A 25,179-nucleotide genomic window follows, 5' to 3' on the forward strand; every position below is an offset into this window, starting at 1 on the left:
GATAAACAGTATTGTGATAGATAGATAAAACTGCATGCAAGAATAACTTTTTTCATAATTAATTTTTTTATTTGAATAAATGAATTTGGAAACCAAGGCTAAATTGATACCCTCTTTTATTATAAATATTATCACTTTGAAAGTGTATTATTTCTTTTTGTTGATAATAACCAAATAAAAACTCTAATGCAACGCTTGAATTTAAAAATAAAGATGGTCCAATTAAGGCACTAAAAGTTTGATTTTCACCCTTAACAGGTGTAGACCAATATAATCCATACTGATAGCTAATTTCTGTCAATATATTATAGGATTTTTCTGCATTTAATAAATAATATCTAATAAATGGGCCTAACATTATTCGATTGTCATTTGATTGCCCACTACCAGGGGCGTATGCTACATTTTTATATTTAGTAAATTCAGGTTTTAGTCCGATTACAACTTTACTTTTAATAAAATAACCAATATCTGATGATATGATAATATTAAGATTATCAGTTGATTGTGTTGTATTCAGATTTGTATACTGTGATTTGTATGACATAAAACTGCCACTACCCCCCACCAGCCAGGTGCCTTGTTCTAATTGGGCATGTGCGGTTAGGGTGCAACAGAGTAGTAATAAAAAGCTGAAAAAAAGTTTCATAAAAAGTAATGATTTTGGTGAAAAAAATGAATAGTGATTCGTTGTTATTTAAACAAAAGGGGGTGCAGCACCGGCGGGCTGCGAGGTATGGCAGGAATATTGGTAAACAGGGTAAGCATAACAGCAAAAATGTTATGCCATAAAAATATACGGAAATTTTCATTTAAAATAACGTATTTCTACGTAGTGAAATAAATTATTTATTAAATATGTTTTCATCACTTTTGTTACCATTGGGCTTTTAAATGCCCCCTTTGGGTACCTATTTGATAGCCTCTGATAACGCTTTCATGGAAAATAATTAGCTGTCATTTTTGCAGTTTTACACCCCGCAAACAGGGTATTTGCAGGCAAATTGGTTCGAGACTTGTTCGAGGCATGTTCGACTTAACAGCGTTGAAAACCGAACTTGCATCGAATATGCCTAAATGTCATTTGCAACGAGCAATTGGTTGATTCGTTGTAGTTTTTAAACCGGTTTTTTGCTTAGCGTAAAGGGTAGTTGAATGGCCATGCGTTTGTATGGAGATTTTGGTTGAAGTAAGTGTGTTATGTGTTTGAATGTACCTTGAAATGGCAAAAGCACTTTGCTTTGTTGTAAAATTTTTAGGTAAGCTAATACCTGCAGGGTGGCATCGGGATAAATCGCGGTAATTATAATCTGAAACTTACTTTATTGCTATTAATATACATAAAATTAATTTATATTTTAAACTCATTCTGTTATAATTTATTACCTTCCAACCAAACGATGGCGATATGGAAAAATTTATTCTGGCTTTTGATGCAGGTACTACCAGCAGCAGAGCCATTATTTTCAATAAAAAAGGCAATATAGTTTCTCTTGCTCAGAAAGAGTTTACCCAGCATTTCCCCCAACCCGGTTGGGTAGAACATGATGCCAATGAAATTTGGAGTACACAAATGAGTGTAGCTGCTGAAGCAGTGATTAAAGCAAAAATTACCATGCAACAAATTGCTGCTATTGGCATTACCAACCAGCGTGAAACTACCGTAGTATGGGATAAACGTACCGGCGAACCCATCTGCCACGCCATTGTGTGGCAAGACCGGCGTACCGCTGCTTACTGCGACCAACTGCGAAAAGAAGGCATGGCACCAACCATTCAACAAAAAACCGGGTTGGTAATTGATGCCTATTTTTCTGCTACTAAATTAAAATGGATTTTGGATGAAGTGCCCGGCGCCAGAGCAAAAGCAGAAAAAGGCCAATTGTGTTTTGGCACTATTGATTGCTGGTTATTGTGGAAGTTAACCAACGGTAAGGTGTTTGTTACCGATGTAAGTAATGCCTCACGTACCATGTTATTCAATATACATACCCTGCAATGGGATGAAGATTTACTGCAATTAATGAACATACCCCTGCAAATTTTACCGCAGGTAAAAAGTAGCAGCGAAGTGTATGGTGTTACGCATGCTATTTTAACCAATGCAGCTTCACCGGTAGCCGGTATGGCAGGTGATCAGCAAGCGGCTTTATTCGGGCAAATGTGTACCGAGCCGGGTATGGTTAAAAACACTTATGGTACCGGTTGTTTTATGTTAATGCAAACCGGTGAAAAAATTGTACACTCACAACACAACCTGTTAACAACCATTGCTTGGCAAATTGATGATAAAACAGAATATGCTTTGGAAGGAAGCGTATTTATGGCCGGAGCTACCGTACAATGGTTGCGTGATGGGTTGGGACTGATTAGGCATGCTGCCGATATTGAAGTATTGGCTTTACATGTAAAAAACACAGAGGGGGTATATATAGTGCCTGCTTTTGCAGGACTGGGTGCACCGTATTGGAACCAGGAAGCCAAGGGTATGTTAACCGGTTTAACCAGGGGTACAACCGCAGCACACATAGCCCGTGCCGTTATTGAAAGTATTGCTTACCAAACTGTAGATGTGCTAAAAGCCATGGAGGCTGATAGTGATATTGCCATTCATGAGCTAAGGGTAGATGGCGGCGCTACTGCCAATGCTTTATTAATGCAGTTTCAAAGCAATGTATTGGGTTGTAATGTAGTGAAGCCTGCCATTACAGAAACAACTGCATTAGGAGCAGCTTATCTGGCCGGTCTTGCTGTGGGCTTTTACAGTAGTAGAGATGAAATAGCTGCCTTATGGCAAATGGAGCAAACCTTTGAACCGCAGGCAACACCCCAAGAAACCCAACAGCTTGTGGCAGGATGGCATCGTGCAGTCAATGCTGCTATTCATTGGGCTAACGATAAATAGTTTTTATTTTTTTAATATTTTAAGTGTCAGGCTATCATGAAAAGAGAAAAGATGATTCAAAATATCCGTGATACACCACATTGGGATGTTATAATTATTGGAGGCGGCGCTACCGGATTAGGTACAGCTTTGGATGCTGCCACCAGAGGTTACAGCACCTTGTTGGTTGAACAATTGGATTTTGCGAAAGGCACATCCAGTCGCTCTACCAAATTGGTACATGGCGGGGTGCGCTATCTGGCTCAAGGCAACTTAAGTTTGGTGATGCATGCCTTAAAAGAAAGAGGCCGTTTGTTGCGGAATGCACCGCATTTGGCACATGCCCAGCAATTTATTGTACCGGTATATTCATTTTGGACAAAATGGTTCTATTTTTTAGGCCTGGCGTTTTACGATTTTTTATCGATAGGATGGGGTATAGGCAGAACCCGTTTACTATCTAAAAAGAAAACCATTGCTGCATTGCCCCTTATTAAAACAGGGAATTTAAAGGGCGGTATTCAGTATACAGATGGACAATTTGATGACAGCCGTTTGTGTATTGATTTAGCAGCAACGGCACACCGCTATGGTGCCACAGTTTTAAATTATGCTGCTGCAGCTTCATTTACAAAAAACGAAGGCGGCCAATTAACAGGAGTTGTAATTCAGGATCACATCAACGGCGAAAAATATACCGTAACTGCCAATGCTATTATTAATGCCACAGGTGTATTTGCCCATTCAGTAATGGAAATGGATGACCCGGAAATGCCCGATTCCATTGCTCCTTCACAGGGTGTTCATTTGGTCATTGATATGGAAAAATTTCAGTCAACGCAGGCACTGATGGTGCCTAAAACCACCGATGGGCGGGTATTATTTGCCGTTCCCTGGCACCACAAAGTAATAGTGGGTACTACCGATACACCGGTTGAACAAATTAGTACAGAACCCAAACCATTGGAAGAAGAAATTCAGTTTATTATTGACAATTATAATATTTATGCCAGCAAGCCCATTTCAATGAGTGATGTTAAAAGCGTGTACGTTGGTTTACGGCCTTTGGTTCGGAAAAAGGGAGCAGGGAAAAATACTTCCATGATATCGAGAGATCATACCATTATGGTATCGGCTTCCGGATTAATTACCATTACAGGTGGTAAATGGACAACCTATCGCCGTATGGCCGCCGATGTAATCAACCATGCCATACAATTGGGTAAATTAACCAAAAAGCCTGCAGTAACTGCTACTTTGCCCATTGGTAAATGGGGATGGCCCATCAATTTTTCAACCCACTGGCATCTGTATGGCACCAATGCCCGCCTTATTCAGGATATTATGAAAGAAAATAAAGATTGGGCAACAACCATTCATCCCGATTATCCTTATACCAAGGCAGAGGTAATATGGTTTGTGCGTCATGAAATGGCACAAACGGTGGAAGATGTGTTGGCTCGAAGAATACGCTTGTTGTTATTAGATGCGCATGCAGCCCTGGAGGCTGCTCCAGCTGTGGCTTATTTAATGCAACAGGAGCTATCTCACAGTGAAGAGTGGAAAGCAGCACAAATATTGCATTTTTCAAATTTGGCAAAACAATATATCTTGTAATGAGTTCTTGCTTTTTTATTTTTTTGTAAACAAAACAAATTACATTCAAACAAAACAATCCGGCACATGGTCATGCATCAATTACTGGGCGAATATTTGGGTACCGTTTTATTAATTTTATTGGGCAATGGGGTAGTAGCCAATGTTCATTTAAAACATACTTATGCCCATGGTGGTGGTTGGATAGTGATTACCTTTGGTTGGGCTATGGCGGTTTTTGTAGGTGTTTTTGTGTCATCCAAAGCAAGCGGCGGACATTTAAATCCTGCTTTTACTATTGCATTAGCTGCCATTGGTAAATTTAGCTGGCGGTTGGTGCCGGGTTATATTGCTGCGCAAATTTTAGGTGCCATGACGGGTGCATTGCTGGTATGGCTTACTTTTTACAAACACTATGCTTTGCAAAATGATGCAAGTACAATTAAAGCAACTTTTTGTACCGAACCTGCCATCAGAAAATTTGGATGGAACATACTTACAGAAATGATTGGTGCTTTTGTGTTGGTGTTCAGTGTATTCAAAATGTCTTCTCCTGCACAAAGCCTTGGTACGTTAGATGCATTACCGGTGGCATTCGTAGTGCTGGCCATTGGTTTAAGTTTAGGGGGTGTTACAGGCTATGCCATCAATCCGGCCCGCGATTTAGGCCCACGTATTATACATTCGTTATTGCCAATTCCCGGAAAAGGTACTACCGACTGGCAATATAGCTGGGTGCCCATTGTTGGGCCAATTATTGGTGGATTGTTGGCTGCATTTGTTTTTCAGATGACTACTTAAAATTTACTTAAAGCGCCATATACTAAGTGGAAAATATGCTGTATTATCAAAAAATAAATATATTTTTATTACATGGATAATGTAATGGACCTGCAAAATAAAGCCGCAACCATACAATGTTGGGTAGCACAATATACCGATACACTTTTTCAGTGGGCCTGGCACAAAACCTCTGATAAAGTACTGGCCGAAGATTTGGTGCAGGATACTTTTTTATCGGCAGTAGAATCATTCCATACATTTCAGGGCAAAAGCCAACCCAAAACCTGGTTGTTTAGTATTCTTAACTTTAAAATTGCCAATCATTTCCGTAAATGTTTTAAAATGCCGGAAGTATCGTGGCAGGATGAATTGTTGCAGCATGGCGATGATTTGATTGAAAGTTTTTTTGATGAAAATGGCCATTGGCGCATGAACAAAATACCTAAAGATAATTGGCAGGATGCCGATTTGCATTTGTTAGATAATCCAGAATTTGCAACAGTGCTGAACAATTGTATGGATAAATTGCCCAAACACTGGTTTTCGGCTTTGCATTTAAAATATTTAGAGGCAAAAAGTGGAGAGGAAATTTGTCAGGAATTGCAGATTTCTACTACTAATTTTTGGCAAATAATACACAGGGCTAAATTACAGTTGCGAAAATGTTTAGATGTACATTGGTTTAAATAATCAGTACCTTCTTATAAAAAATGTAATTAATTTAATTGTTTGAATCACATGCAGTAAAAATAAATTTATGAAGCGGAAGGTAATGCGGTCATTGATGATTTCCTGTTTAAAAGCAACGGAATTGATTGAAAAAAAATCTTTGATGCCCCTGTTATGGATAGAAAAAATAAAATTAAAAGTACATTTAAGTCTTTGCGACCTCTGTGTACATTACGAACACCAAAGCAAAGTGATTGATGATTGGATGAAAACGGAGAAAACAGATATAAACATCCCTGTATCTGATACGAATACTTTGCAGCAACGTATACTAAAATCACTTCCATCTCAAGAATAACCCATTATTTTCTGTTGTAAGTTTCATTTTTTTTACCTGCATAGCGAATACGTTAGCCGTCTTACATTTTCTTTTATCCTTCTGCAGTTTTTTGCTATTGAATGCAATGGTTAAAAAAATATTTTTCTCTTTTGTCAGGATATGAATGGTTGTGCGACTATTGGGTATAATTATTCATTAAACATTTTAAAAAAGCACAAAATGGAAAACAAAAAAAGTATCCTTGCCGGTTCAATTTTAGCCGGAGCATTATTAGCAGTAGCCGGAATCAATGCCAATGCATCCAGCCTGATTCGTTACAATCATGTAACTTCTGCAGATGAAGTAATTGCCGGTCTGCACACAAAAAATGTTAGTAATAACAATTTTGAATTAAAATGTGGCGCAACAAAAAAATCAGACACCACTAAAACCAAGAAAAAAGGAAAAGATGGTAAATGTGGCGAAGGCAAATGCGGCAGTACCAAAAAATCAGGTAATTAAAATTATGTTTTACTAAAGCAGGTAACGCTATGAATAGGGTTGCCTGCTTTATTGTTTCACACCACAAATAAATGTTATGGTAGGCATAGGTTATAGAAAAGATTTTGCAGCCGATTTTGCTGAAAGCAACACCCTGCATCCTGCATTTATAGAAGTAGCACCTGAAAACTGGATGGGAGTGGGTGGCTATTGGAAAAAACAATTTCAAAAAGCATTGGAAAAATATCCTCTGTTTACGCATGGGTTGTCACTTTCTATCGGTAGCCCGGATCCATTAGATTTTGCTTTTTTAAAGCAGGTAAAACAGTTTTTGCAACAAACTAATGCTGTGCTGTATTCAGAACATCTCAGTTATGCCAAATGCGATAATGCTCATTTATACGATTTATTGCCCATACCTTTTACCGAAGCAGCAGTGCACCATGTGGCCGAAAATATTAAACAGGTACAGGATTTTCTGGAGAGAAAGATAGCCATTGAAATTGTAAGCTATTACACACCTGTTGCGCCTGAACTTACTGAAATAGATTTTATTAATGCTATTTTGGAAGAAGCGGATTGCGATTTGTTACTCGATGTGAATAATGTGTATGTCAATAGCTTTAATCATCAGTACAATGCTAAAACATTTATTGCACAATTGCCTATGCAACGGGTAAAATACATTCACATGGCGGGGCACGAAAAAGTTGCCGATGATTTAATTATCGATACGCATGGAGAAGCTATCATAGATCCTGTATATGATTTGTTTGCTTTTACCATGCAGCAATTACAACGCGATGTGCCGGTACTATTGGAACGTGATTTTAATATTCCTGAATTGCATGAACTGCAATATGAAATAAATAAACTCAATCAAATCAAACAAAAAGCCTTACAACCCGCTATGTATGCAACCTTATAATCTTACTCAAAGCTATCAAAGCCAATTAGCCGGGTATTGCAGAACGGGTAAATGGAATGATATTCCCGGCGTGTATACAAATCATGTACAACAATACAGAAGGTTGGTATATAATGTTGTAGATGATATGTTACGCAACGCCTTTCCTGTTATGAATGAACTGGTTACTAAACAAGAATGGGATGATGTAGTACAGTTTTTTTTCAGTAGCCATTCTTGTCATTCTCCCCAGGTTTGGTATATGCCCAAAGAATTTTATCAGTTTGTTTTGAATAGTCAACACGCATTGCTTCAACAATATCCCTGTCTGGCAGCGCTCATGCAATATGAGTGGATGGAGGTTGAATTGTTTATGATGGAAGACAGAAAGGTACCTCATACTACATTGGGTGATGTGGTATTTAGTAAATTAGTATTAAATCCTGAACATACTTTAATGGCATTGCACTATCCGGTACATCAAAAAAAAGCAACAGCCATAACCGAAGCCGACAAAGGCAATTATTTTATAGCCGGTTATAGAAATACCAATGGCGATGTATTATTTACCGATCTCTCGCCTGCATTGGTGCGTATGATAGAATACCTGTCAGTAACGCCTCTTTCTGTAAAGCAGTTGATAGAACAATTAGAAAGTGAATTTCAATTAATATTAACTGAAACAGATAAACAGGCCGTAATACAGTTTTTTGAAACAGCGTATATGCAGCAATTGATTATTGGATTTGCAGATAATTGATAATTGCCATTTATTTTTTACCTGTGAAAATAAAAAGTAACCCTATACCACGAAAAACCGCTTTGCAACAAAGCAAAAACTCAGTTTAAACTTTTCATTCTCATTCATCAACAACCATTTAATCAAAACAACATGAAAAATTCAATCAATACCCTGTGCACAAAATATTTGAATGGAGCCGCAAAAGCCGGTTCATTTCCCTTGCTGTTGATTCGGTTGGTGTTGGCTTATGGATTTTTTGGCCCTGCCACCATGAAGTGGAACGATATACATGCAGTAGGCGATTGGTTTGGAACTCTGGGTATTCCTGCACCGCATTTCAACGCATATTTAGCCGCTACTACCGAGAGTATTGGTGTAATTTTATTGCTGCTGGGTTTGGGTACGCGTTTTATTTCCATTCCGCTAATCATAGTAATGCTGGTGGCCATTCGCACTGCCCATTGGGGCAATGGCTTTGAAGCAGGAAATAATGGTTTTGAAATTCCATTGTATTATATCATTATGTTACTTACCTTAATTAGTTTTGGTGCGGGTAAGTTTAGTATAGATTACCTGCTTGCTAAAAAAATGGCTACTAAAAAAATGTCCATCACTTCGTGATAATTTTTTAGATAAATAGCTTGTACAATCAACAATAAATATTGTTTCTAAAATTTAAAATTGGTTTCAACAGGTTTGTTTAAGTGCATTTTAATATCTTTTTTTATGATTTTCTGAAATGTACTTATATTTATTGCTCGTTTTGCAGCACACTCATTAAAACATTCTATTTTTTTAAGATGATATGCAGCAAAATGAAAGTTAGATGAACTATGAGGATTATCGCATATAAAATGCGATGAATGCTCATGGTTTTTCTTTTTTAAATGATATTCAAAAAAGCAATGATGAAATGAACTGTAATAAATATAAACACATGAAAAAAATGATGAAAACGGTTTCGCTTTTTCTGCTGGCTACTGTATTAATGGTAGCTTGTAAACCTAAAAATGCGTATGAAAAAATTACACATAACCCTTTGTTGTACACCCAAATGCAGCATGAGTTAAATTATGTAATTATCTATGATATTTTTACTCCTCCGGTAGCCTCTCGTGTATTTGCCTACTCCAATTTGGCGGCTTATGAAGTATTGGCGAAGGAAGGAAAACATATTGAAACGCTGGAAGGAAAAATTAAAGATTTAGATAGTATTCCTGCGCCAACTGCTGAAGAAAAAACTGCTATAGATTATCCCTTTGCTGCAACCCTTGCATTTTTAAAAGTAGGGAAGGAGTTAACTTTTTCACAAGATAAAATGCAACACATTACCGATTCGTTGTTAGATGTTGTGCGCCAGTCGGGCATGCCGGATAAAATGTACACCAGCTCGGTGGCTTATGCAACAACTGTTGCCAATGCCATTATTCGTTGGAGTAAAAAAGATAATTATGCACAAACCCGTGGCGCAAGATTTACGGTTACCAATTTGGAAGGACATTGGGAACCCACCCCACCCGGCTATTTTGATGCAGTAGAACCCAAGTGGATGACTATCAGAACCCTGGTGATGGATTCAGCCGGCCAGATAAAAGCACCCGGGCCCATTCCATTCAGCAAACAACCCGGCAGCCCCTTTTACAAAATGGCACAACAAGTGCAGGAAACCGGCAATCATTTAGATACTAACCAAAAATGGATTGCCAATTTTTGGGATTGTAACAGCTTTAAATTGCATGTACAGGGTCACCTCATGTTTGCAACCAAAGCCATGACACCCTGTGGACATTGGATGGAAATTGCAGGTACCATTGCCAAAAATAAAAATGCCGATTTCTATAAAACCGTGTACACCTACACCGGTGTTTCTTTGGGTATATTCGATGCGTTTATTGCTTCCTGGTATGCAAAATATACTTACGATTTGGTAAGACCCGAAACCTTTATTAATAAGTACATTGATCCCAACTGGAAACCCTATTTACAAACCCCTCCGTTTCCTGAATATAACAGTGCGCACTCTACTATTTCCAGCGCATCTGCTGCTGTGTTAAAAACCATTTACGGCAATGAAACGCCATTCAGAGATTCCAGTGAAAGAAATTGGGGCTGGCCCGATAGAAGTTTTCCTTCATTAGATTCTGCTGCACGTGAAGTATCGATGAGTCGTTATTATGGTGGTATACACTACCTGCCTTCCGTTTGGGATGCTTATGCACAAGGCAAGGAAATTGGCTTAATGGTAATGAGTAAATTGTTAAAAAATTACAAAGAATAGTTGCTAAAAATTTCCTTACAATGGCCATTTTCTGCTTTAGTTTAGCAGAGATGGCCATTTTTATTAGTTTATATATTGGAATATTGGAGCATCTTTAAAAAGGTTGGCTGCTTTTCACGTGTTGAACGAAAGGTTTTGTTCATCCGCTGTCTTTCTTTTAAGCCAATCTATTCTGCTTTTTTATAGCAAACTCCTACCTTCGCTGCATGCAAAAAATACAGGTAACCATTACCAATTCATCGCATCATCCCTTGCCGGCTTATGCTACCGCAGGTGCATCCGGAATGGATATACGGGCATTTATACCACAACCCATAACCCTGCATCCATTGGAAAGAGTTTTGATTCCTACCGGTTTACAGATAGCCTTGCCGGAAGGGTTAGAAGCACAAATAAGGCCCAGAAGCGGCTTGGCCATTCAACAGGGTATCACCTGTTTGAATACTCCCGGCACCATTGATGCCGATTACAGAGGAGAAATAAAAGTAATTTTAATTAACTTGTCGAATCAACCGGTAACGATTCAGGATGGTGACAGAATAGCACAAATGGTAATTCAGCAGGTTGAACAAATTAACTGGTTACCGGTAGAAGTTTTATCAGAAACGGAAAGAGGTGTAGGCGGTTTTGGCCATACCGGTAAACAGTAATGTAATATGATGCAAAGAATAATTGTTTTTAACCTGCTTGCTTTAACAGTTTGGGCTTGCCATCCTGTAAAAAAAGTACAATCTATTGAAAAAGCTATCTCTAAAAAAGATACGGCACAGATAGTGATTGTTACTGAAACTCCAAAGGTTGATTCTGCTGCTATAGTGAAAGAGATAATGGAGAAAATAATGAAAAGCTCTATTAACTTCAACACCTTTAATGCTAAAATAAAGGTAGATTATGAGGGGCCTGAAGAAAGCCAGCATGTAAATGCCTACCTGAGCATGATTAAAGACAGTGTTATTTTTGTAAAAATAGCATTGCCTCCCTATGGTGTGGTAGCCAATGTATTGGTTACACCCGATAGTGTTATTCTCATAAAATTAAAAGGAGGAAAATCTATTCAATATCGGAGCATTGCCTATTTACAGGATGTAACACAAATCCCATTTGATTTTTCAACGCTGCAGGATTTAATTGTTGGAAATCCGGTTTTTTTAGATAGCAATGTGGTTTCATATAAATGGAGTAATAATCAATTACTGGTATTAATGGTTGGTAATATGTTTAAACATCTGGTAACATTAGATAACACTGATTTCAGGGTATTACACAGTAAGTTAGATGATGTTGATATTCAACGCAACCGAACCTGCGATATTACTTTTAGTAATTATCAGCCGGTCAATAATTTTTTATTTGCTACCTTTCGGCAAATCTCGGTTGCTGAAAAATCGAAGCTGGATATATTTTTAGATTTTAAAGAGTTTTCATTTAATGAGCCGTTAAAGTATACCTTTTCGGTGCCTAAAAATTATCGGGTGAAATAATATTAAGGTGGCAGGTTCGTTATTCAACCATATTCATTCTATTTTCTATTTAAAAATGAGGATTGTATAATGCGGTTATTATTGTTGTGTTTTTTTGTTTTTCCCTTCTTGCAGTTATCTGCCCAAACACAGGGTACATATCAGCCCCCTACCCGTGAAGCGTTGCAGCAGCAGCAAAAACAATTGCAGGAAGAAATTGATAATTTGAATGCCGCATTGAATTCTATTCGTAAAAACAAAAAACAATCCATCACCGAAGTAGCAATTTTACAGCGAAAATTAGCTGTTCGGGAACGGCTCATTCATAAAATTAATCAGGAAATTCAACGATTGAATGATGATATTTATGATAAACAATTAGAAATAAACCGTTTAAAGCGGCAATTGGATACACTGAAACAAAACTATGCCAAAAGCATTGTTTTTGCTTATAAGAATAGAAGCAGTTATGAATACTTAAACTTTTTGTTTTCTGCCAGAGATTTTAATGATGCGCTCAAGCGAATGGCATTTTTAAAAAGTTACCGTCAATACCGTGAAGCAGAAGCACAAACTATTTTAAAAACCAGCGAACTTCGTCAGCAGGCTATTGCCGATATGAACAATGCCAAACTGCAACAAACCAAGGTATTGGAGGAACAAAGTACGCAGTTAAAAGTATTGGAACAGGATAAAAAAGAAAAAGACCAGGTTGTAAATCAACTAAAAAATAAAGAAAAAGATTATTTGGCACAATTGCGTAAAACCGAAAGGCAACGTAAGGTATTAAACGAAGCGATTAAAGCTGCTATACGGCGTGAGATTGCTGAAGCAGAGCGGAAAGAAAGAGAGCGACTGGCAAAAGCAAAAGCAGATGCTGCAAAGAGGAGTGGTGGGGCTGTGGCCAATACCCCTTCACTAAAAAATAATACGCCTGCTAATAACAATGCGCCAAAAGCGAATGATGAGCCCATTACCGGGGTGGTATCTACCGATAGAAATGAGAACCGCACTTACAGTGTATTTGAAACTACACCGGAAGGAAGGGAAATGTCTATTAATTTCGAAAACAACAGAGGCCGTTTACCCTGGCCTGTTTCCGGGGGTGCTGTTGTTGGGCAATTTGGAACCAATATTGTGCCGGGCACCAAATTAAAAGAAACCAATGATGGAATTTTTATTTCAACGAAAATTGGTGCTCCGGTTCGTTGTGTTGCAGATGGCGAGGTAATATCGGTAATGGATTTAGGCGATTTTCAGGGCGTATTGGTACAACATGGTAAGTATTTTACGGTATACAACAAATTGTCTGATGTTAGTGTTAGCAGAGGCCAGTCAGTAAAGGCGGGTACGTTAATTGGCCATGCTGCGGCCGATTTTGATGGTGAGGGCAAAATTGAATTCAGGGTAATGAATGGCAGTAATAAATTTGTAAATCCTGAAACCTGGTTAAAATCCAGATAATTTGACTTGCATCCGCTTCTATCGGAAAATGAAATAAAGGCGCCATGGCAAAAGCAGCAAATAAAAAATTAGTAGATGTTATAGATAAAATTTTAGATGCCTGCTATCAATACAATCCGGATGCTTTATTTATTTTAAGCTTAATGCACCAGTATGAGGAAAGGGGCAGTTTAAGCAAAAAACAATTGCAGGGGCTATTGCAAAAGGCAGGTAATATACCCAATATGCCGGCTAACTGGCTGGGTACTTTAGAAGCCATTATTTTAAAAATGCCCGATCGACATAAAATTGCGAAGGAAAATACAATTGCAGTTGCCATGCAGCATATACACCCCGATGCTGTTTATTTACCTTTAATTACTGCAATACTTCAAAAATATCCGCAACATAAAGGCGCATTGTTGTTACAAACCAAGTGCAGCTTGCACCAACCCCTTACCAATGCAGAAAAGGTGCAATTAAAACAATGGGAAAAATTATTGAAATAAGAGGTGATTAGATATCAGATATTTTGATTTGCAACCTTCAATATTTTTTTTCATCTCGCCATCTTATCTTTTGTCATGCAATAAATTATTTTCAGTTTAGGTTTAATGGGTGTTATCCACTATTTCATTCAACAATAACTTCTAAATCCTTGATTTGTGTATTATTTTTTTTTAAAAAAATATAATTATCCACATTTATGTGGAAAACTATTTTTAAATTGTACGCTCTATTCATTCCTTAACACCCTTTAAAATTCGGAAGGTGAGAACAATTGCTGTGTACAATATTAAAGGAGGGGTTGGTAAAACCACCACCTCTATTAACATGGCCTGCTTAATGGCCAAAATGGGTTTTAGTGTACTTATTTGGGATTTAGATCCTCAGGGCGGCACCAGCTATTTTTTTAAAAGTGAAGGAGCTAATAATAATCGGTACAAACGCCTGTTCGAAAACGATATTTTAATTTATGAAGTGATCCAAACCTGCGATACCAATCATATTGATATCATTAGCAATGACAGTTCGTTTGGTGATGACGCTTTGAGTAAAGGTTCACTATTGTCGCGGCTTAATTTCGTAAACAATGCAGTAATTCAATCTTTATTAGATAAAGTAAATGACGACTATGATGTGTGTATTATTGATTGCCCACCGGGTAAATTTTTATTACACAACAATGTATTTACTGCCGCTGATTTGTTATTAATACCTAATATACCTGCACCCCTTTCATTGCATTGTTTTGAAGTGTTACAAGAAGATTTAAAAAAGTTTATAAGGGCAGATAAGAAAGTATTGAGTTTCTATAACATGGTGCAAATTCGAAAAAATCTGCATCGCCTTTATTTAGAACAAGGTGCAGGAAGGATACCGACTTTGCATCAATACATTCCTTTTTATTCTGATATTGAAAATATTAGTTTTAGTAAAAAATCTATTTTTCATCAGTTAAAAGAGGCCAAATCCATTCAATTTTATGAGGCTTTGTGGGATGAAGTGTGCGATATATGCAACTGGTCGGCATTTAAAACCAATAAGGGCAGGGTAATTGATTTCCCTGACATCCATTCTATTGCCGGGTTGGCTATAGCCGACTAATCTGTTTTGTTAGTGTTATACTTCTTTTCCGGGATATTGTGTTAATGCAACTGCCAGGCAGTCCATAGCAGCATTAATATCTGTTTTGTTCAGCACGTATGCCAATCGAACTTCTTTTTTCCCCAGTCCCGGTGTTTGATAAAAACCTCCTGCAGGTGCCAGCATAACGGTATGCCCTTTGTATTCAAAAGATTCTAATAGCCACTGACAAAATTTTTCGGCATCATCAACTGGTAATGCAGCAATTGCATAAAATGCACCGCCGGGATTAGGGCAGATAACACCGGGCATTGCCTGTAAACGTTGCACAATCAAATCGCGGCGCGACTGATATTCAGTTTTGGTTGTTTCAAAATAATTTTCAGGTAAGTCCACTGCAGCTTCACCTGCTATTTGGGCAAAAGAGGGCGGGCTTAAACGTGCTTGTGCAAATTTCATCACTGCATCTAATACTGTTTGGTTTTTTGTAACCAATGCTCCAATTCTTCCTCCGCAGGCACTATATCTTTTACTGATAGTATCCATCAACACCACATGTTCTTCAATACCTTTTAAATGCATGGCACTGATATGGGTACCTTCATAACAAAATTCGCGATAGGCTTCGTCTGAAAATAAGTACAACCCGTGTTTTAAAACCAATGCCTGTAAGGCTTCCATTTCTTCCTTGGTATATAAATAACCGGTAGGATTGTTAGGATTACAAATTAAAATGGCTTTAGTTTTTGGTGTAATTTTTGCTTCAAATGCAGCAATGGGCGGTAATGCAAAACCATTTTGTATGGACGAACTAACCGGAATTACATTTACGCCGGCAGCCACGGCAAATCCATTGTAATTGGCATAAAAGGGTTCAGGTATAATGACTTCATCTTCTGCATCTAAACAAGCCATGAATGCAAATAAAATCGCTTCACTGCCACCGGTGGTTACAATAATTTCATCTTTGGTAACGGTAATGGCTTTTCGCTGATAGTATTCTGTTAACTTTTTTCTGTAACTTTCATTTCCGGCACTATGGCTGTAAGCCAATACAGTAAAATCAGTATGTCGTACCGCATCTAAAACGGTTTTCGGTGTTTCAATATCGGGTTGCCCAATATTTAAATGATATACCTTCACTCCTTTTTGCTTTGCAATTTCCGCAAAGGGTACTAATTTTCTGATGGGGCTGGCTGGCATTGCCATGCCACGTTTACTGATGGTTAACATGGCGCAAAGATAACGTGTGTTAGTAAACAAAAAAGCCACTTCTTGCGAAATGGCCCTGTATATTTTTTTAAAAATTTCTTTATTTAGAATGTCCGCTATCTTCCACAATACCTTCAATGGTTAACACAATCGGTTCGTTTACACCGGCTAATTTAACATTCACCTTTTTGGTAAATGCGCCGGATAAAGCAGCATTGTAGGTTACTTTAATTTCTCCTGATTTGCCTTTTCCAATGGGTGCTTTTGGATATTCAGGAGTGGTACAGCCACATTCTGCAGTAGCTACTTCAATTACAACGGGTTTATTGCCTATGTTTTTAAAATGAAAAACATAAGTGGCAGGTATCCCTTTTTTTATTTTACCAAAATCGTGTTTTACGGTATTAAATTGTATCGGACTTTGTGCAAAACACATGGTTCCTGCAAGTAAAAAAAAAGCTACTAATAATTGTTTCATAATGGAATAAATTTTATTGTAAATATAAAGTGTTTAGTGTTATTGTAATTTCAGATGAAATGAATTATTTGCCTGATGCAGTTTATTGGTGAAGAACGGTGCCTGTTTGTTTGTTTTTGGTACTATCAGCAAGTTTGTTTTCCTGAAAAGTTTCTCCTTTAAAACTCACTTGTTTGCTCAGTTTATAATTGTTTAAAAAAATGCCTGCTGTTTTGTAAAAAGCACCTAAAGTATTACCATTAAAGCCCAATACAATAGCAACAGACTGACCGGGTGCAAATTTCCTGCCTCTTTCAAATTGTGGCGTGGTGCAGCCGCAAGACGGGCGAACATCATCAAGTGTTGCAGTATCCTTACCAATATTGGTAATGGTTAAGGTATATTCCGCAGGCTTACCATAAGGTATTTTTCCAAAATCAAAATTATCATTGGTAAATGAAAACTGCTTGCTGATGTCGGCATTTGTAATTTGTGTATGTGCCGTGAAAGTAACACCAGCAATTAAAAAAATGAGTAAGATGAATTTTTTCATGAATATGTGTTTAGTGTTGAAAATACAGTTGATAATTTTTGGAAGTTGAACAAATACAGGAAAAACATTTTTATTCTGCATATCAATGAATGTCGGTTATTGTAGCCTTATTGTTTGCAATTTTCATGCAACTTTTAATATGCTTGTATAATGGTGACATAAAATTATTGATAATAACAATTAAAAAAATTAAGAAACCATGAAATGATGTATTAAAATTTATTGTTAACCTGCCCAATACAGCAAAATATACATTCAAATCTTTCTATACTGGGCATACACCTTAATATTTAAAAAATAAAAAAAAGGTATTTTGTCAATTTGGCATGTATGCCAATTGTTTCCCCAATTTTGATTATCTTAACCCCATTTTACTTTGATTACTGCGAAATAAGTGGGTTACAGGTGAATACATTCCATTTACTATACTCAGTATTGTGTAAAATTTCTGAATAATTGACAGTTGATGGGATAACAAAAACTTACGGTTGATAGTTTATTAATTTATTTTTGCTTTATGGAACAAACAATTACTGCAATTGATGCCAATGTACTTTCTTTTGAGGGATTCAGACAACAGGTACTGAATGATTTTAAATTAACTGTGATTAGTAGAGAAGCCAGTTTGTTGGGCCGCAGAGAAGTACTAACCGGTAAGGCTAAGTTTGGCATTTTTGGAGATGGAAAAGAACTGGCACAGGTAGCTATGGCGCGTTACTTTAAAGAAGGTGATTTTAGAAGTGGTTACTACCGCGACCAGACTTTCATGTTTGCAGCAGGACTGGCAACTTTAGAAGAATTTTTTTCACAGTTGTATGCAGATCCCAATATTGAACACGACCCCTTTAGTGCAGGCAGGCAAATGGTTTCGCATTTTGCTACACCCAATGTGGATGAGGCAGGTAACTGGTTAGATTTAGCCAATCGAAAAAATGTTTCATCTGATATAGCACCCACTGCAGGCCAAATGCCCCGTTCTTTAGGTTTGGCATTTGCTTCCAAATGTTTTCGAGAAATTCCAGTTTTACAATCCTACAAACATTTAAGCAAACATGGTAACGAAATTTGTTTTTGTACTATTGGTGATGCTGCTACCTCTGAGGGGTCTTTTTGGGAAACCATTAATGCTGCTGGGGTGCTTCAAGTGCCTTTAGCTATTTTTGTTTGGGATGACGGTTATGGCATTTCCGTTCCACGTGATTATCAAACTACCAAAGGTTCCATTTCAACAGCGTTGCAGGGTTTGCAAAAAGATGAGCATACCAATGGTATTCATATTTACAAAGTAAAAGCATGGGATTATGCAGGTATGTGCGAAGTGTTTGAAGCAGCATTACAAAAAGTTCGTGAAACGCATACCCCTGCCTTATTTCATGTAGAAGAAGTAACACAGCCTCAGGGACACTCTACCAGCGGCAGCCACGAACGATATAAAAGCCCTGAACGATTGGTTTGGGAAAGAGAATGGGATTGTATTAAAAAATTCAAAGAATGGATTGTGCTGAGTGAGTTAGCCACCGAAGATGAACTCAATAAAATTACGCAGGAAGCCAAATTGTTCGTGAAGGAAGCCAAAGCAAAGGCCTGGGAAAAATTGATGCAACCCATTAAACAGCAGGTGCAACAAACTGCCGAATTGTTGACTACTATAGTTGTGAATGATATGGATGTGTACCGCACCATACAAGAGAAAGTAAAAGAACTACAAACCAATGTAGAACCGCTACGAAGAGATGTTTTGCATACACTGCATACCGCAATGGAGTTAGCTCCGGCATCGCCGTCAATTGAAATGATTCAGCAATACCACCATTCACTGCTGCAAGAGGCAAAACAATTATACAATACCCATTTATACAATGAAGGCCCGGCCAGTGCTTTAAAGGTAGAAGCTGTAAAACCTTTAATTCCTTTTGATGCACCCCTTATTAACGGTTATGAAATTTTAAATAAATATTTTGATGCATTGTTTACACATCAACCTTTGGTCGTTGCATTTGGGGAAGATGTAGGAAATATAGGCGATGTGAATCAGGGCTTTGCCGGTTTGCAGGCCAAACATGGCAGTAGCCGGATTTTTGACACTGGTATTCGTGAATTAACCATTATGGGACAGGCCATTGGTTTGGCATTACGTGGTTTAAGGCCTATTGCAGAAATTCAATACATTGATTATTTACTGTATGGTTTACAAACTTTAAGTGATGATGCAGCAACAACCCATTACCGCACATTCGGACGTCAAAGCTGCCCCGTTATAGTACGTACCCGGGGCCATCGATTAGAAGGTATTTGGCACAGTGGCAGTCCTATGGGAATGATTATTCATGCACTGCGCGGATTTTATGTATGTGTACCCAGAAACATGGTACATGCAGCAGGTATGTACAATACACTGTTGCGTGGTAACGATCCCGGTATTGTGATTGAATGTTTAAACGGATATCGTTTAAAAGAAAAACTACCGGCTAATTTATTAGATTTTACTATTCCATTGGGTATACCCGATGTGATACGGCATGGAGATGATGTTACCATTGTTTCTTATGGTTCTACCTTACGAATTGTAGAAGAGGCAGCAGAACGTTTGGCTAAATTAGAGATTAGTTGTGAAGTAATAGATGTACAGACCTTATTACCATTTGATATTCATCATTCCATTGTAGCATCTCTTAAAAAAACCAATCGTATCCTATTTGTAGATGAGGATGTACCCGGAGGTGCTGCAGCATATATGTACAATCACGTAATGGAAGAACAGGGTGGATACCGTTGGGTAGATGTTGCCCCCAGAACACTTACTGCAAAAGCACACCGCCCGGCCTATGGCAGTGATGGTGATTATTTCAGCAAGCCCAATACCGAAGATGTGGTGGATATTGTATTGGCAATGATGCGGGAGTAATGTAGTTTTTAATTAATGAATGTATAATTGAAATAAAAAGAGAGGCTATACTTTAGGGGTAGCCTCTCTTTATGGTTATTATAGAGAATCAATTAGAAAATGTATCTGATTCCAAATTGCATTTGCCATCTGGATGGTAAATCAGGACTGGTTGTAAATGTACTTTTTTGAGAGGGATCGAACTGATATATAGATTTACCGGTATTATCGGTTCCTAAATAAGTAATAGGTTGATAATAACCGGTAGCGCTGGCATATTTTCTCAAACCCCAATTACTACTAATTAAATTGCCAAGATTTATAATGTCCCAACTTAATTGTATGGTTCTTTTTTTATTACCATCTTTTATAATAAAGTCTTGTAAAATACGCATATCAACTTCGCTAAACCAAGGTGTAACGCCGGCATATTTGCCTGTGTATTGTCCACGATGTTTACTTAAATATTTATCCTGTTCTATAAAAGCTTCGAGTGCGGCACCTTGTTGAGCAGCATTTTGAATATTACCAAAAGCATCAGTTAAGGGTGCAAAATTCATGTTATTGATTTCAGCTTTTGTAGGAATATACATTAAGTCATTGAAACTTGAACCATCCTGATTTACATCTCCACCATATACATAAGAAAAACGATTACCGCTTGACCAGTTGGCAAAAAATGATATGGTTGTTGCATGCTGTTTTTCTTTTCCATATTCAATTTTTTTAATCCCTGCTAATACAAAACGGTGTGTATTACCATATAATGATGGTGAACTTACTGCAATATTAGCATTCCCTATAATGGGGTTCCTATCAAATGCATCCCCTGAAATTTCAGCTGAAATGGAGCTTGCATCATTTGCTGCCAAATAATTATATGAACCAGTGAGAAATAAACCTTTTTTAAATGTATGTTGCATCTGGAAAGTTGCATTAAATGAATTGCCTACTTTTGTATTGGTAAAAACATAGGTGCCTGTGCTTCCTTTATCTGATGGATTATAGATGCTTCTATTATCACCTGTTCCAGAATTTAAATGGCCGGTAGGAGTACCTAATCCATAATCTCTAACCATCATTGCATTTACATCTTTTGTGTATGCCACATCTATTGTGAGAATAGTGCTTGGGGCTGCTTTATAATCAACACCTAAGCTTGATCTCCAAATTTGCGGCCATTTGAAATTATTGGCAGTTACATTATAGTATCCTGAAAAGGGATTGCCAATGGCATTACCGAGCCATACAAATGGAAATCTTCCTGTAAAGAAACCTGTACCACCGCGTAGTTGAACAATTTTATCACCATTTATATCCCAATTAAAACCAATTCTTGGCGACAGCAATGCAGTACCGTTAGGCATACGTGTATTATCAATGGTTTGTCCCGGCCCGTTTTTTACTGGTACACCTTCGGGATTATATAATTTTAAATTATCTGTATTGGCAACAGTTGGCGAACCACTGGTATAGCTTCCGGCAAAAGTGCCATTACTATTCATATTGGGGCTTGTATAACTTGCTTTTGATGGATAGTAAATAGGCTTATCAATCCTTAAACCATAAGTTAATTTAAAGTTTTTTGCTACTTTCCATTCATCTTGTGCATAAGCAGATAGCTGACCTACTGTTAAATAATACCATACCCATTTATCTGCTGCAGCTCTGTTTTTTGCATAAGTTACATCTACATCAAGTGGGTAGGCTCCAAAAATTACATTGCCACCAATTGGAACCTGTGTTTTGAAAGTGTTGATATCTATTGGGCTAAACAACGATGGTCCAAAACCTAACAAATTAAATGAATTACCAAACTTAAATTGTTCGTATGAAGCACCAAATGTTAATGTATGTTTTGCAAGAATTACATTGAAATTATCCGTTAATTGTAATGCATCCTGATTTAATACATTGTGAATTGAAAACGGTTCATATCCCGCCACTATATATGGAACGCCATATTTTGTAATATTTAAAACAGGAAAGGGAGTTGAAAATGCATTACGGTGATCTCTGAATAAAGTATAAACTGCCCTGAATTTATTGGCAAAAGTGCTATTGAAATTTGATTTTAATTCTAATCCAAAAGAATGTAATTTATTAACCATTTGATACCCTGAATTTCGGAATTGCAGCGTAATGGCATCAGGACCTCTTCGGTTGATGGCATTGGGATGTGCAGGTTTTTCCTGTGTAGCATCTAAGCCATTGTATGTAAACGATAATGAATGCTGGTCATTAATTACCCAGTCAATTTTAGCCAGCCATTTGTAATTAATTTGCTTTAAATTAAAACCCTGATAAGGGCCTGTAACATAACCAAAGCGATTGAATAAAATTTTGCTTACGGTATCTAAATCAGACTGTAATACCCTTGATGTTGTTAATCCGCCGGCATTAGAAGCATTTTGTGCTACATAGGCGCTGGCCTGATCTTCTCTTTGTTGAGTTTCAAAATTAACAAAGTAGAATAATTTATTTTTTTTAATGGCTCCACCTAATGAAGCACCTCCCTGAAAATCGGTTAAGGAAGGAATATTGAATTTTGTGCCTTCTACTTTATGGCCGGTTAATGTTTGGTTTCTGTAAAATCCATATACTGTACCGCCAAATTTATTGGTTCCACTTTTTGTAACAGTATTAACACCGGCCCCGGTAAAGCCGGCTTGTGTAACATCATAAGGGGCAATATTTACTTGTATTTGATCAATTGCATCTAATGATATAGGTTGGGCACCGGTTTGTCCACCCGGAGTGGGTGCATCTAATCCAAACGGATTATTAAAAACCGCACCATCTAATGAATAATTGTTGTATTGTCCGTTTCTTCCAGCAAATGAAGTGCCGTTATAGCCTTGTGAAGCAGATGGAGTTAATCTGGTAAAATCATCTGCCGATCTTGATATTGTAGGAAGCTGTCTTAATTGTCTGGAGTTAATATTTGTTGCTGCACCGGTTCTGTTTTCATTAAATATTTTTGAACTTGCTGAAGAAACTACCACATCATTCAATTGATTAATGTTGGTACTTAGTTGTACTGCAACACTTGTATTCTGACCCAGGTCAAGAAAAATATTGCTTTCTGTTTTGGCAGTATAGCCTGTATAGCTTGCTGTTACATTATACGGTCCGCCAACCCTGAGATTGGGTACTTCAAAACTTCCATCTGATTTTGTAATAATTGTTTTATTAATTCCCGCATCAGGATAAGCAATGGTTACAACTGCACCCGATAGTGGTTTACCCTTTTCATCTTTTACCGTACCACTGAGTATTGCCGTGGTAATCTGTGCTGTGAGTGTAATAGCACTTAAAATAGACAGTGCTAACAACAGCAATGGTTTCAACAATTGTTTTTTAATCATTTTGCAAGGTTTATTGAATAAAATAATGTAAAGTTAAAATTACCATTTTGTTAATTAATTTTAACTAAACTTTACTGCCTATTTCAATAATCTTGTTTTTGCAATAATTATGTGCATTGGGTGTGGAAAATATTATTATTGTTGATGCATAAAAGAAATATTGATAAAATTTTATGTTTAACTATGTTGTATTAGTAGACTAATGCCGCTACTCAATAAATCGATTTCTCCATTTTTCATCGGGTATGAAGCAGATATTTTTTTTCCCAAACCAACGGTAACGGTTTGCTGCAATATAGTTGTAAACCTTATCTCTGATGAATTTGGGAATTATCCATCCAATTGCCAACAAGTTCATTGGAAATTTTAACTCAGTGGCAACTTTTAATGCGGCGGTTGATTGGGTGTATATTTTGTTGTTTTGTAAAAGAATAAAACTGCCGAAATGTTCTAAGGGTAAGTTGTATTTTAATAAAATATTTTTCCCGAAATTACTTTGTAAAGAGGCAAATTGAAATTGTTGTTTTGAATCATTGCGCAGTACAAACAATACTGAATGGCTGCATAAATTACAAACACCATCAAAAAAAATGATAGGTTTTAATAAGTTGTGATGATTTTGCATGTTATCACTATTAACAAAAAAAGCAGGGATACGTTGTGTCATTCCTGCTTTTTTACTTTTTAGCTTTTACCCCATATTGTGAAACACTTTTGTTACATCTTCATCCTGCTCTAATCGTTCAATGAGTTTACTTACTTCTTCGGCCTGGGTATCATTTACCGGAATTGTAGTAGTAGGAATCCATTCTAATTCAGCGCTGATGGGTGTAATGCCTTTGTCTTCTAATGCTTTTTGTAATTTACCAAAATCAACAAAAGCGCATCGCAATACAATAATATTATTGCCTTCTTCATCGGTGCTTTCTCCCATTTCTTCTAAACCAAAATCAATTAGTTCTAATTCTAATGATTCAATATCCAAATTTTCGGGTTTTAATTTGAATACCCCCATTTTCTTAAACTGAAAGCTTACACTGCCACTGTTACCTAATGTTCCGCCACCTTTGTTAAAATGGCTTTTAACATTGGCAACGGTACGCACATGATTATCGGTAGCCGTTTCAACCAATAAGGCTACACCGTGCGGGCCATAACCTTCGTATAAAATTTCATCGTAATTGGTGGCCTCTTTGCCCATGGCGCGTTTAATGGCTGCTTCCACCCGGTCTTTTGGCATGTTAACACTTTTGGCGTTTTGCATGCAGCGGCGCAAAGCCGGATTGGTAGCAGGATCGGGCCCGCCGGCTTTTACGGCAATTACAATTTCTTTTCCAATGCGGGTAAATTGTTTGGCCATTCTGTCCCAACGGGCAAACATGGTGGCTTTCCTTACTTCAAAAATCCTTCCCATAATAATATTTATAAATAATAAGTAATTGAAGGCTTGTTTATAGTATGGCAGGTTGTTCATTGAACGTAACAAAGCTCCTTTTTGCAGGAACGTTGAAGTGAGTGACACAACAGGCGATGCCA

At 37.4% G+C, this 25,179-nt stretch carries 23 protein-coding genes; 16 read left to right on the plus strand and 7 right to left on the minus strand.

Annotated features, from left to right (window positions below):
• Window positions 1–67: 67 nt before the first annotated feature.
• Complete coding sequence (locus tag AC3QLY_RS07800; RefSeq protein WP_218330898.1) at window positions 68–649, minus strand: hypothetical protein; 582 nt, start codon at window positions 647–649, stop codon at window positions 68–70.
• A gap of 759 nt (window positions 650–1,408) precedes the next feature.
• Between AC3QLY_RS07800 and glpK the strand changes: the two genes are divergently transcribed.
• The 15 genes from glpK (at window position 1,409) to AC3QLY_RS07875 (ending at window position 15,190) form a co-directional block, all read left to right on the plus strand.
• Entirely contained in the window at window positions 1,409–2,905 is a 1,497-nt protein-coding gene (glpK, locus tag AC3QLY_RS07805; protein ID WP_074421112.1) for a glycerol kinase GlpK, read from the plus strand.
• 36 nt (window positions 2,906–2,941) lie between these two features.
• Window positions 2,942–4,501 (plus strand): glycerol-3-phosphate dehydrogenase/oxidase, encoded by a 1,560-nt coding sequence (locus AC3QLY_RS07810; protein ID WP_074421113.1) that lies wholly within the window; start codon window positions 2,942–2,944, stop codon window positions 4,499–4,501.
• Between the two features lie 66 nt (window positions 4,502–4,567).
• Window positions 4,568–5,281, plus strand: a complete 714-nt coding sequence (locus AC3QLY_RS07815) for an MIP/aquaporin family protein (RefSeq protein ID WP_287100995.1) — start codon at window positions 4,568–4,570, stop codon at window positions 5,279–5,281.
• A gap of 72 nt (window positions 5,282–5,353) precedes the next feature.
• The gene (locus tag AC3QLY_RS07820) at window positions 5,354–5,953 is read left to right on the plus strand and encodes a sigma-70 family RNA polymerase sigma factor (RefSeq protein ID WP_218330896.1); all 600 of its coding nucleotides are present in this window, start codon (window positions 5,354–5,356) and stop codon (window positions 5,951–5,953) included.
• Window positions 5,954–6,020: 67 nt separating this feature from the next.
• Window positions 6,021–6,290, plus strand: coding sequence for a hypothetical protein (locus tag AC3QLY_RS07825; RefSeq protein WP_074421115.1), 270 nt, complete (start codon window positions 6,021–6,023; stop codon window positions 6,288–6,290).
• 201 nt (window positions 6,291–6,491) lie between these two features.
• On the plus strand, window positions 6,492–6,773 hold the full coding sequence (locus tag AC3QLY_RS07830) for a hypothetical protein (RefSeq protein ID WP_143439274.1): 282 nt from the start codon (window positions 6,492–6,494) through the stop codon (window positions 6,771–6,773).
• Window positions 6,774–6,849: 76 nt separating this feature from the next.
• Window positions 6,850–7,680 (plus strand): HvfB family MNIO-type RiPP peptide maturase, encoded by an 831-nt coding sequence (locus tag AC3QLY_RS07835; protein WP_074421117.1) that lies wholly within the window; start codon window positions 6,850–6,852, stop codon window positions 7,678–7,680.
• A complete protein-coding gene (locus AC3QLY_RS07840) occupies window positions 7,667–8,419 on the plus strand; it encodes an HvfC family RiPP maturation protein (protein WP_074421118.1) in 753 nt (250 codons plus the stop codon). Before AC3QLY_RS07835 ends, AC3QLY_RS07840 begins: the two co-directional genes overlap by 14 nt.
• Window positions 8,420–8,551: 132 nt before the next feature.
• Complete coding sequence (locus AC3QLY_RS07845; RefSeq protein WP_218330895.1) at window positions 8,552–9,022, plus strand: HvfX family Cu-binding RiPP maturation protein; 471 nt, start codon at window positions 8,552–8,554, stop codon at window positions 9,020–9,022.
• A 316-nt stretch (window positions 9,023–9,338) separates the two neighbouring features.
• Window positions 9,339–10,679, plus strand: a complete 1,341-nt coding sequence (locus tag AC3QLY_RS07850; protein ID WP_228733152.1) for a vanadium-dependent haloperoxidase — start codon at window positions 9,339–9,341, stop codon at window positions 10,677–10,679.
• 206 nt (window positions 10,680–10,885) lie between these two features.
• The gene (gene dut / locus AC3QLY_RS07855) at window positions 10,886–11,329 is read left to right on the plus strand and encodes a dUTP diphosphatase (protein WP_218330894.1); all 444 of its coding nucleotides are present in this window, start codon (window positions 10,886–10,888) and stop codon (window positions 11,327–11,329) included.
• A 6-nt stretch (window positions 11,330–11,335) separates the two neighbouring features.
• Window positions 11,336–12,160 carry a lipoprotein insertase outer membrane protein LolB1 gene (gene lolB1, locus AC3QLY_RS07860; protein WP_075051724.1) on the plus strand — a complete coding sequence of 275 codons (825 nt, stop codon included), beginning with the start codon at window positions 11,336–11,338 and terminating at the stop codon, window positions 12,158–12,160.
• A gap of 69 nt (window positions 12,161–12,229) precedes the next feature.
• On the plus strand, window positions 12,230–13,603 hold the full coding sequence (locus AC3QLY_RS07865; protein ID WP_074418042.1) for a murein hydrolase activator EnvC family protein: 1,374 nt from the start codon (window positions 12,230–12,232) through the stop codon (window positions 13,601–13,603).
• A 44-nt stretch (window positions 13,604–13,647) separates the two neighbouring features.
• Window positions 13,648–14,091 carry a hypothetical protein gene (locus tag AC3QLY_RS07870; RefSeq protein WP_074418041.1) on the plus strand — a complete coding sequence of 148 codons (444 nt, stop codon included), beginning with the start codon at window positions 13,648–13,650 and terminating at the stop codon, window positions 14,089–14,091.
• 262 nt (window positions 14,092–14,353) lie between these two features.
• Window positions 14,354–15,190, plus strand: a complete 837-nt coding sequence (locus AC3QLY_RS07875) for a ParA family protein (RefSeq protein WP_074418040.1) — start codon at window positions 14,354–14,356, stop codon at window positions 15,188–15,190.
• 15 nt (window positions 15,191–15,205) lie between these two features.
• On the opposite strand, the gene AC3QLY_RS07880 is transcribed toward AC3QLY_RS07875, so the two are convergent.
• The 3 genes from AC3QLY_RS07880 to AC3QLY_RS07890 all read right to left on the minus strand — a co-directional run bounded on the left by AC3QLY_RS07880 (window position 15,206) and on the right by AC3QLY_RS07890 (window position 17,391).
• Entirely contained in the window at window positions 15,206–16,402 is a 1,197-nt protein-coding gene (locus tag AC3QLY_RS07880) for a pyridoxal phosphate-dependent aminotransferase (RefSeq protein ID WP_074418039.1), read from the minus strand.
• 79 nt (window positions 16,403–16,481) lie between these two features.
• Window positions 16,482–16,859, minus strand: a complete 378-nt coding sequence (locus AC3QLY_RS07885; RefSeq protein WP_074418038.1) for a DUF1573 domain-containing protein — start codon at window positions 16,857–16,859, stop codon at window positions 16,482–16,484.
• Between the two features lie 82 nt (window positions 16,860–16,941).
• Window positions 16,942–17,391, minus strand: a complete 450-nt coding sequence (locus AC3QLY_RS07890; protein ID WP_176712996.1) for a DUF1573 domain-containing protein — start codon at window positions 17,389–17,391, stop codon at window positions 16,942–16,944.
• Between the two features lie 517 nt (window positions 17,392–17,908).
• Here AC3QLY_RS07890 and AC3QLY_RS07895 point away from each other — a divergent pair.
• The gene (locus AC3QLY_RS07895) at window positions 17,909–20,296 is read left to right on the plus strand and encodes an alpha-ketoacid dehydrogenase subunit alpha/beta (RefSeq protein ID WP_074418036.1); all 2,388 of its coding nucleotides are present in this window, start codon (window positions 17,909–17,911) and stop codon (window positions 20,294–20,296) included.
• A 92-nt stretch (window positions 20,297–20,388) separates the two neighbouring features.
• Here the strand turns inward: AC3QLY_RS07895 and AC3QLY_RS07900 are convergent, their stop codons facing one another.
• From AC3QLY_RS07900 to AC3QLY_RS07910, 3 genes are all read right to left on the minus strand, one after another.
• On the minus strand, window positions 20,389–23,643 hold the full coding sequence (locus AC3QLY_RS07900) for a TonB-dependent receptor (protein WP_074418035.1): 3,255 nt from the start codon (window positions 23,641–23,643) through the stop codon (window positions 20,389–20,391).
• 208 nt (window positions 23,644–23,851) lie between these two features.
• Window positions 23,852–24,310, minus strand: a complete 459-nt coding sequence (locus AC3QLY_RS07905) for a thiol-disulfide oxidoreductase DCC family protein (RefSeq protein WP_228733151.1) — start codon at window positions 24,308–24,310, stop codon at window positions 23,852–23,854.
• A gap of 24 nt (window positions 24,311–24,334) precedes the next feature.
• Window positions 24,335–25,057, minus strand: coding sequence for a YebC/PmpR family DNA-binding transcriptional regulator (locus AC3QLY_RS07910; protein WP_074418043.1), 723 nt, complete (start codon window positions 25,055–25,057; stop codon window positions 24,335–24,337).
• Window positions 25,058–25,179: the final 122 nt, after the last annotated feature.

This window comes from Hydrotalea sp. GW822-HT8A01 (assembly GCF_058798575.1).

Bases quoted from the DNA above. Each gene is read 5' to 3' on its own strand.
- AC3QLY_RS07800 (WP_218330898.1), bottom strand. From the start codon at position 649: ATGAAACTTTTTTTCAGCTTTTTATTACTACTCTGTTGCACCCTAACC.
- glpK (WP_074421112.1), top strand. From the start codon at position 1,409: ATGGAAAAATTTATTCTGGCTTTTGATGCAGGTACTACCAGCAGCAGA.
- AC3QLY_RS07810 (WP_074421113.1), top strand. From the start codon at position 2,942: ATGAAAAGAGAAAAGATGATTCAAAATATCCGTGATACACCACATTGG.
- AC3QLY_RS07815 (WP_287100995.1), top strand. From the start codon at position 4,568: ATGGTCATGCATCAATTACTGGGCGAATATTTGGGTACCGTTTTATTA.
- AC3QLY_RS07820 (WP_218330896.1), top strand. From the start codon at position 5,354: ATGGATAATGTAATGGACCTGCAAAATAAAGCCGCAACCATACAATGT.
- AC3QLY_RS07825 (WP_074421115.1), top strand. From the start codon at position 6,021: ATGAAGCGGAAGGTAATGCGGTCATTGATGATTTCCTGTTTAAAAGCA.
- AC3QLY_RS07830 (WP_143439274.1), top strand. From the start codon at position 6,492: ATGGAAAACAAAAAAAGTATCCTTGCCGGTTCAATTTTAGCCGGAGCA.
- AC3QLY_RS07835 (WP_074421117.1), top strand. From the start codon at position 6,850: ATGGTAGGCATAGGTTATAGAAAAGATTTTGCAGCCGATTTTGCTGAA.
- AC3QLY_RS07840 (WP_074421118.1), top strand. From the start codon at position 7,667: ATGCAACCTTATAATCTTACTCAAAGCTATCAAAGCCAATTAGCCGGG.
- AC3QLY_RS07845 (WP_218330895.1), top strand. From the start codon at position 8,552: ATGAAAAATTCAATCAATACCCTGTGCACAAAATATTTGAATGGAGCC.
- AC3QLY_RS07850 (WP_228733152.1), top strand. From the start codon at position 9,339: ATGAAAAAAATGATGAAAACGGTTTCGCTTTTTCTGCTGGCTACTGTA.
- dut (WP_218330894.1), top strand. From the start codon at position 10,886: ATGCAAAAAATACAGGTAACCATTACCAATTCATCGCATCATCCCTTG.
- lolB1 (WP_075051724.1), top strand. From the start codon at position 11,336: ATGATGCAAAGAATAATTGTTTTTAACCTGCTTGCTTTAACAGTTTGG.
- AC3QLY_RS07865 (WP_074418042.1), top strand. From the start codon at position 12,230: ATGCGGTTATTATTGTTGTGTTTTTTTGTTTTTCCCTTCTTGCAGTTA.
- AC3QLY_RS07870 (WP_074418041.1), top strand. From the start codon at position 13,648: ATGGCAAAAGCAGCAAATAAAAAATTAGTAGATGTTATAGATAAAATT.
- AC3QLY_RS07880 (WP_074418039.1), bottom strand. From the start codon at position 16,402: ATGTTAACCATCAGTAAACGTGGCATGGCAATGCCAGCCAGCCCCATC.
- AC3QLY_RS07885 (WP_074418038.1), bottom strand. From the start codon at position 16,859: ATGAAACAATTATTAGTAGCTTTTTTTTTACTTGCAGGAACCATGTGT.
- AC3QLY_RS07890 (WP_176712996.1), bottom strand. From the start codon at position 17,391: ATGAAAAAATTCATCTTACTCATTTTTTTAATTGCTGGTGTTACTTTC.
- AC3QLY_RS07895 (WP_074418036.1), top strand. From the start codon at position 17,909: ATGGAACAAACAATTACTGCAATTGATGCCAATGTACTTTCTTTTGAG.
- AC3QLY_RS07900 (WP_074418035.1), bottom strand. From the start codon at position 23,643: ATGATTAAAAAACAATTGTTGAAACCATTGCTGTTGTTAGCACTGTCT.
- AC3QLY_RS07905 (WP_228733151.1), bottom strand. From the start codon at position 24,310: ATGACACAACGTATCCCTGCTTTTTTTGTTAATAGTGATAACATGCAA.
- AC3QLY_RS07910 (WP_074418043.1), bottom strand. From the start codon at position 25,057: ATGGGAAGGATTTTTGAAGTAAGGAAAGCCACCATGTTTGCCCGTTGG.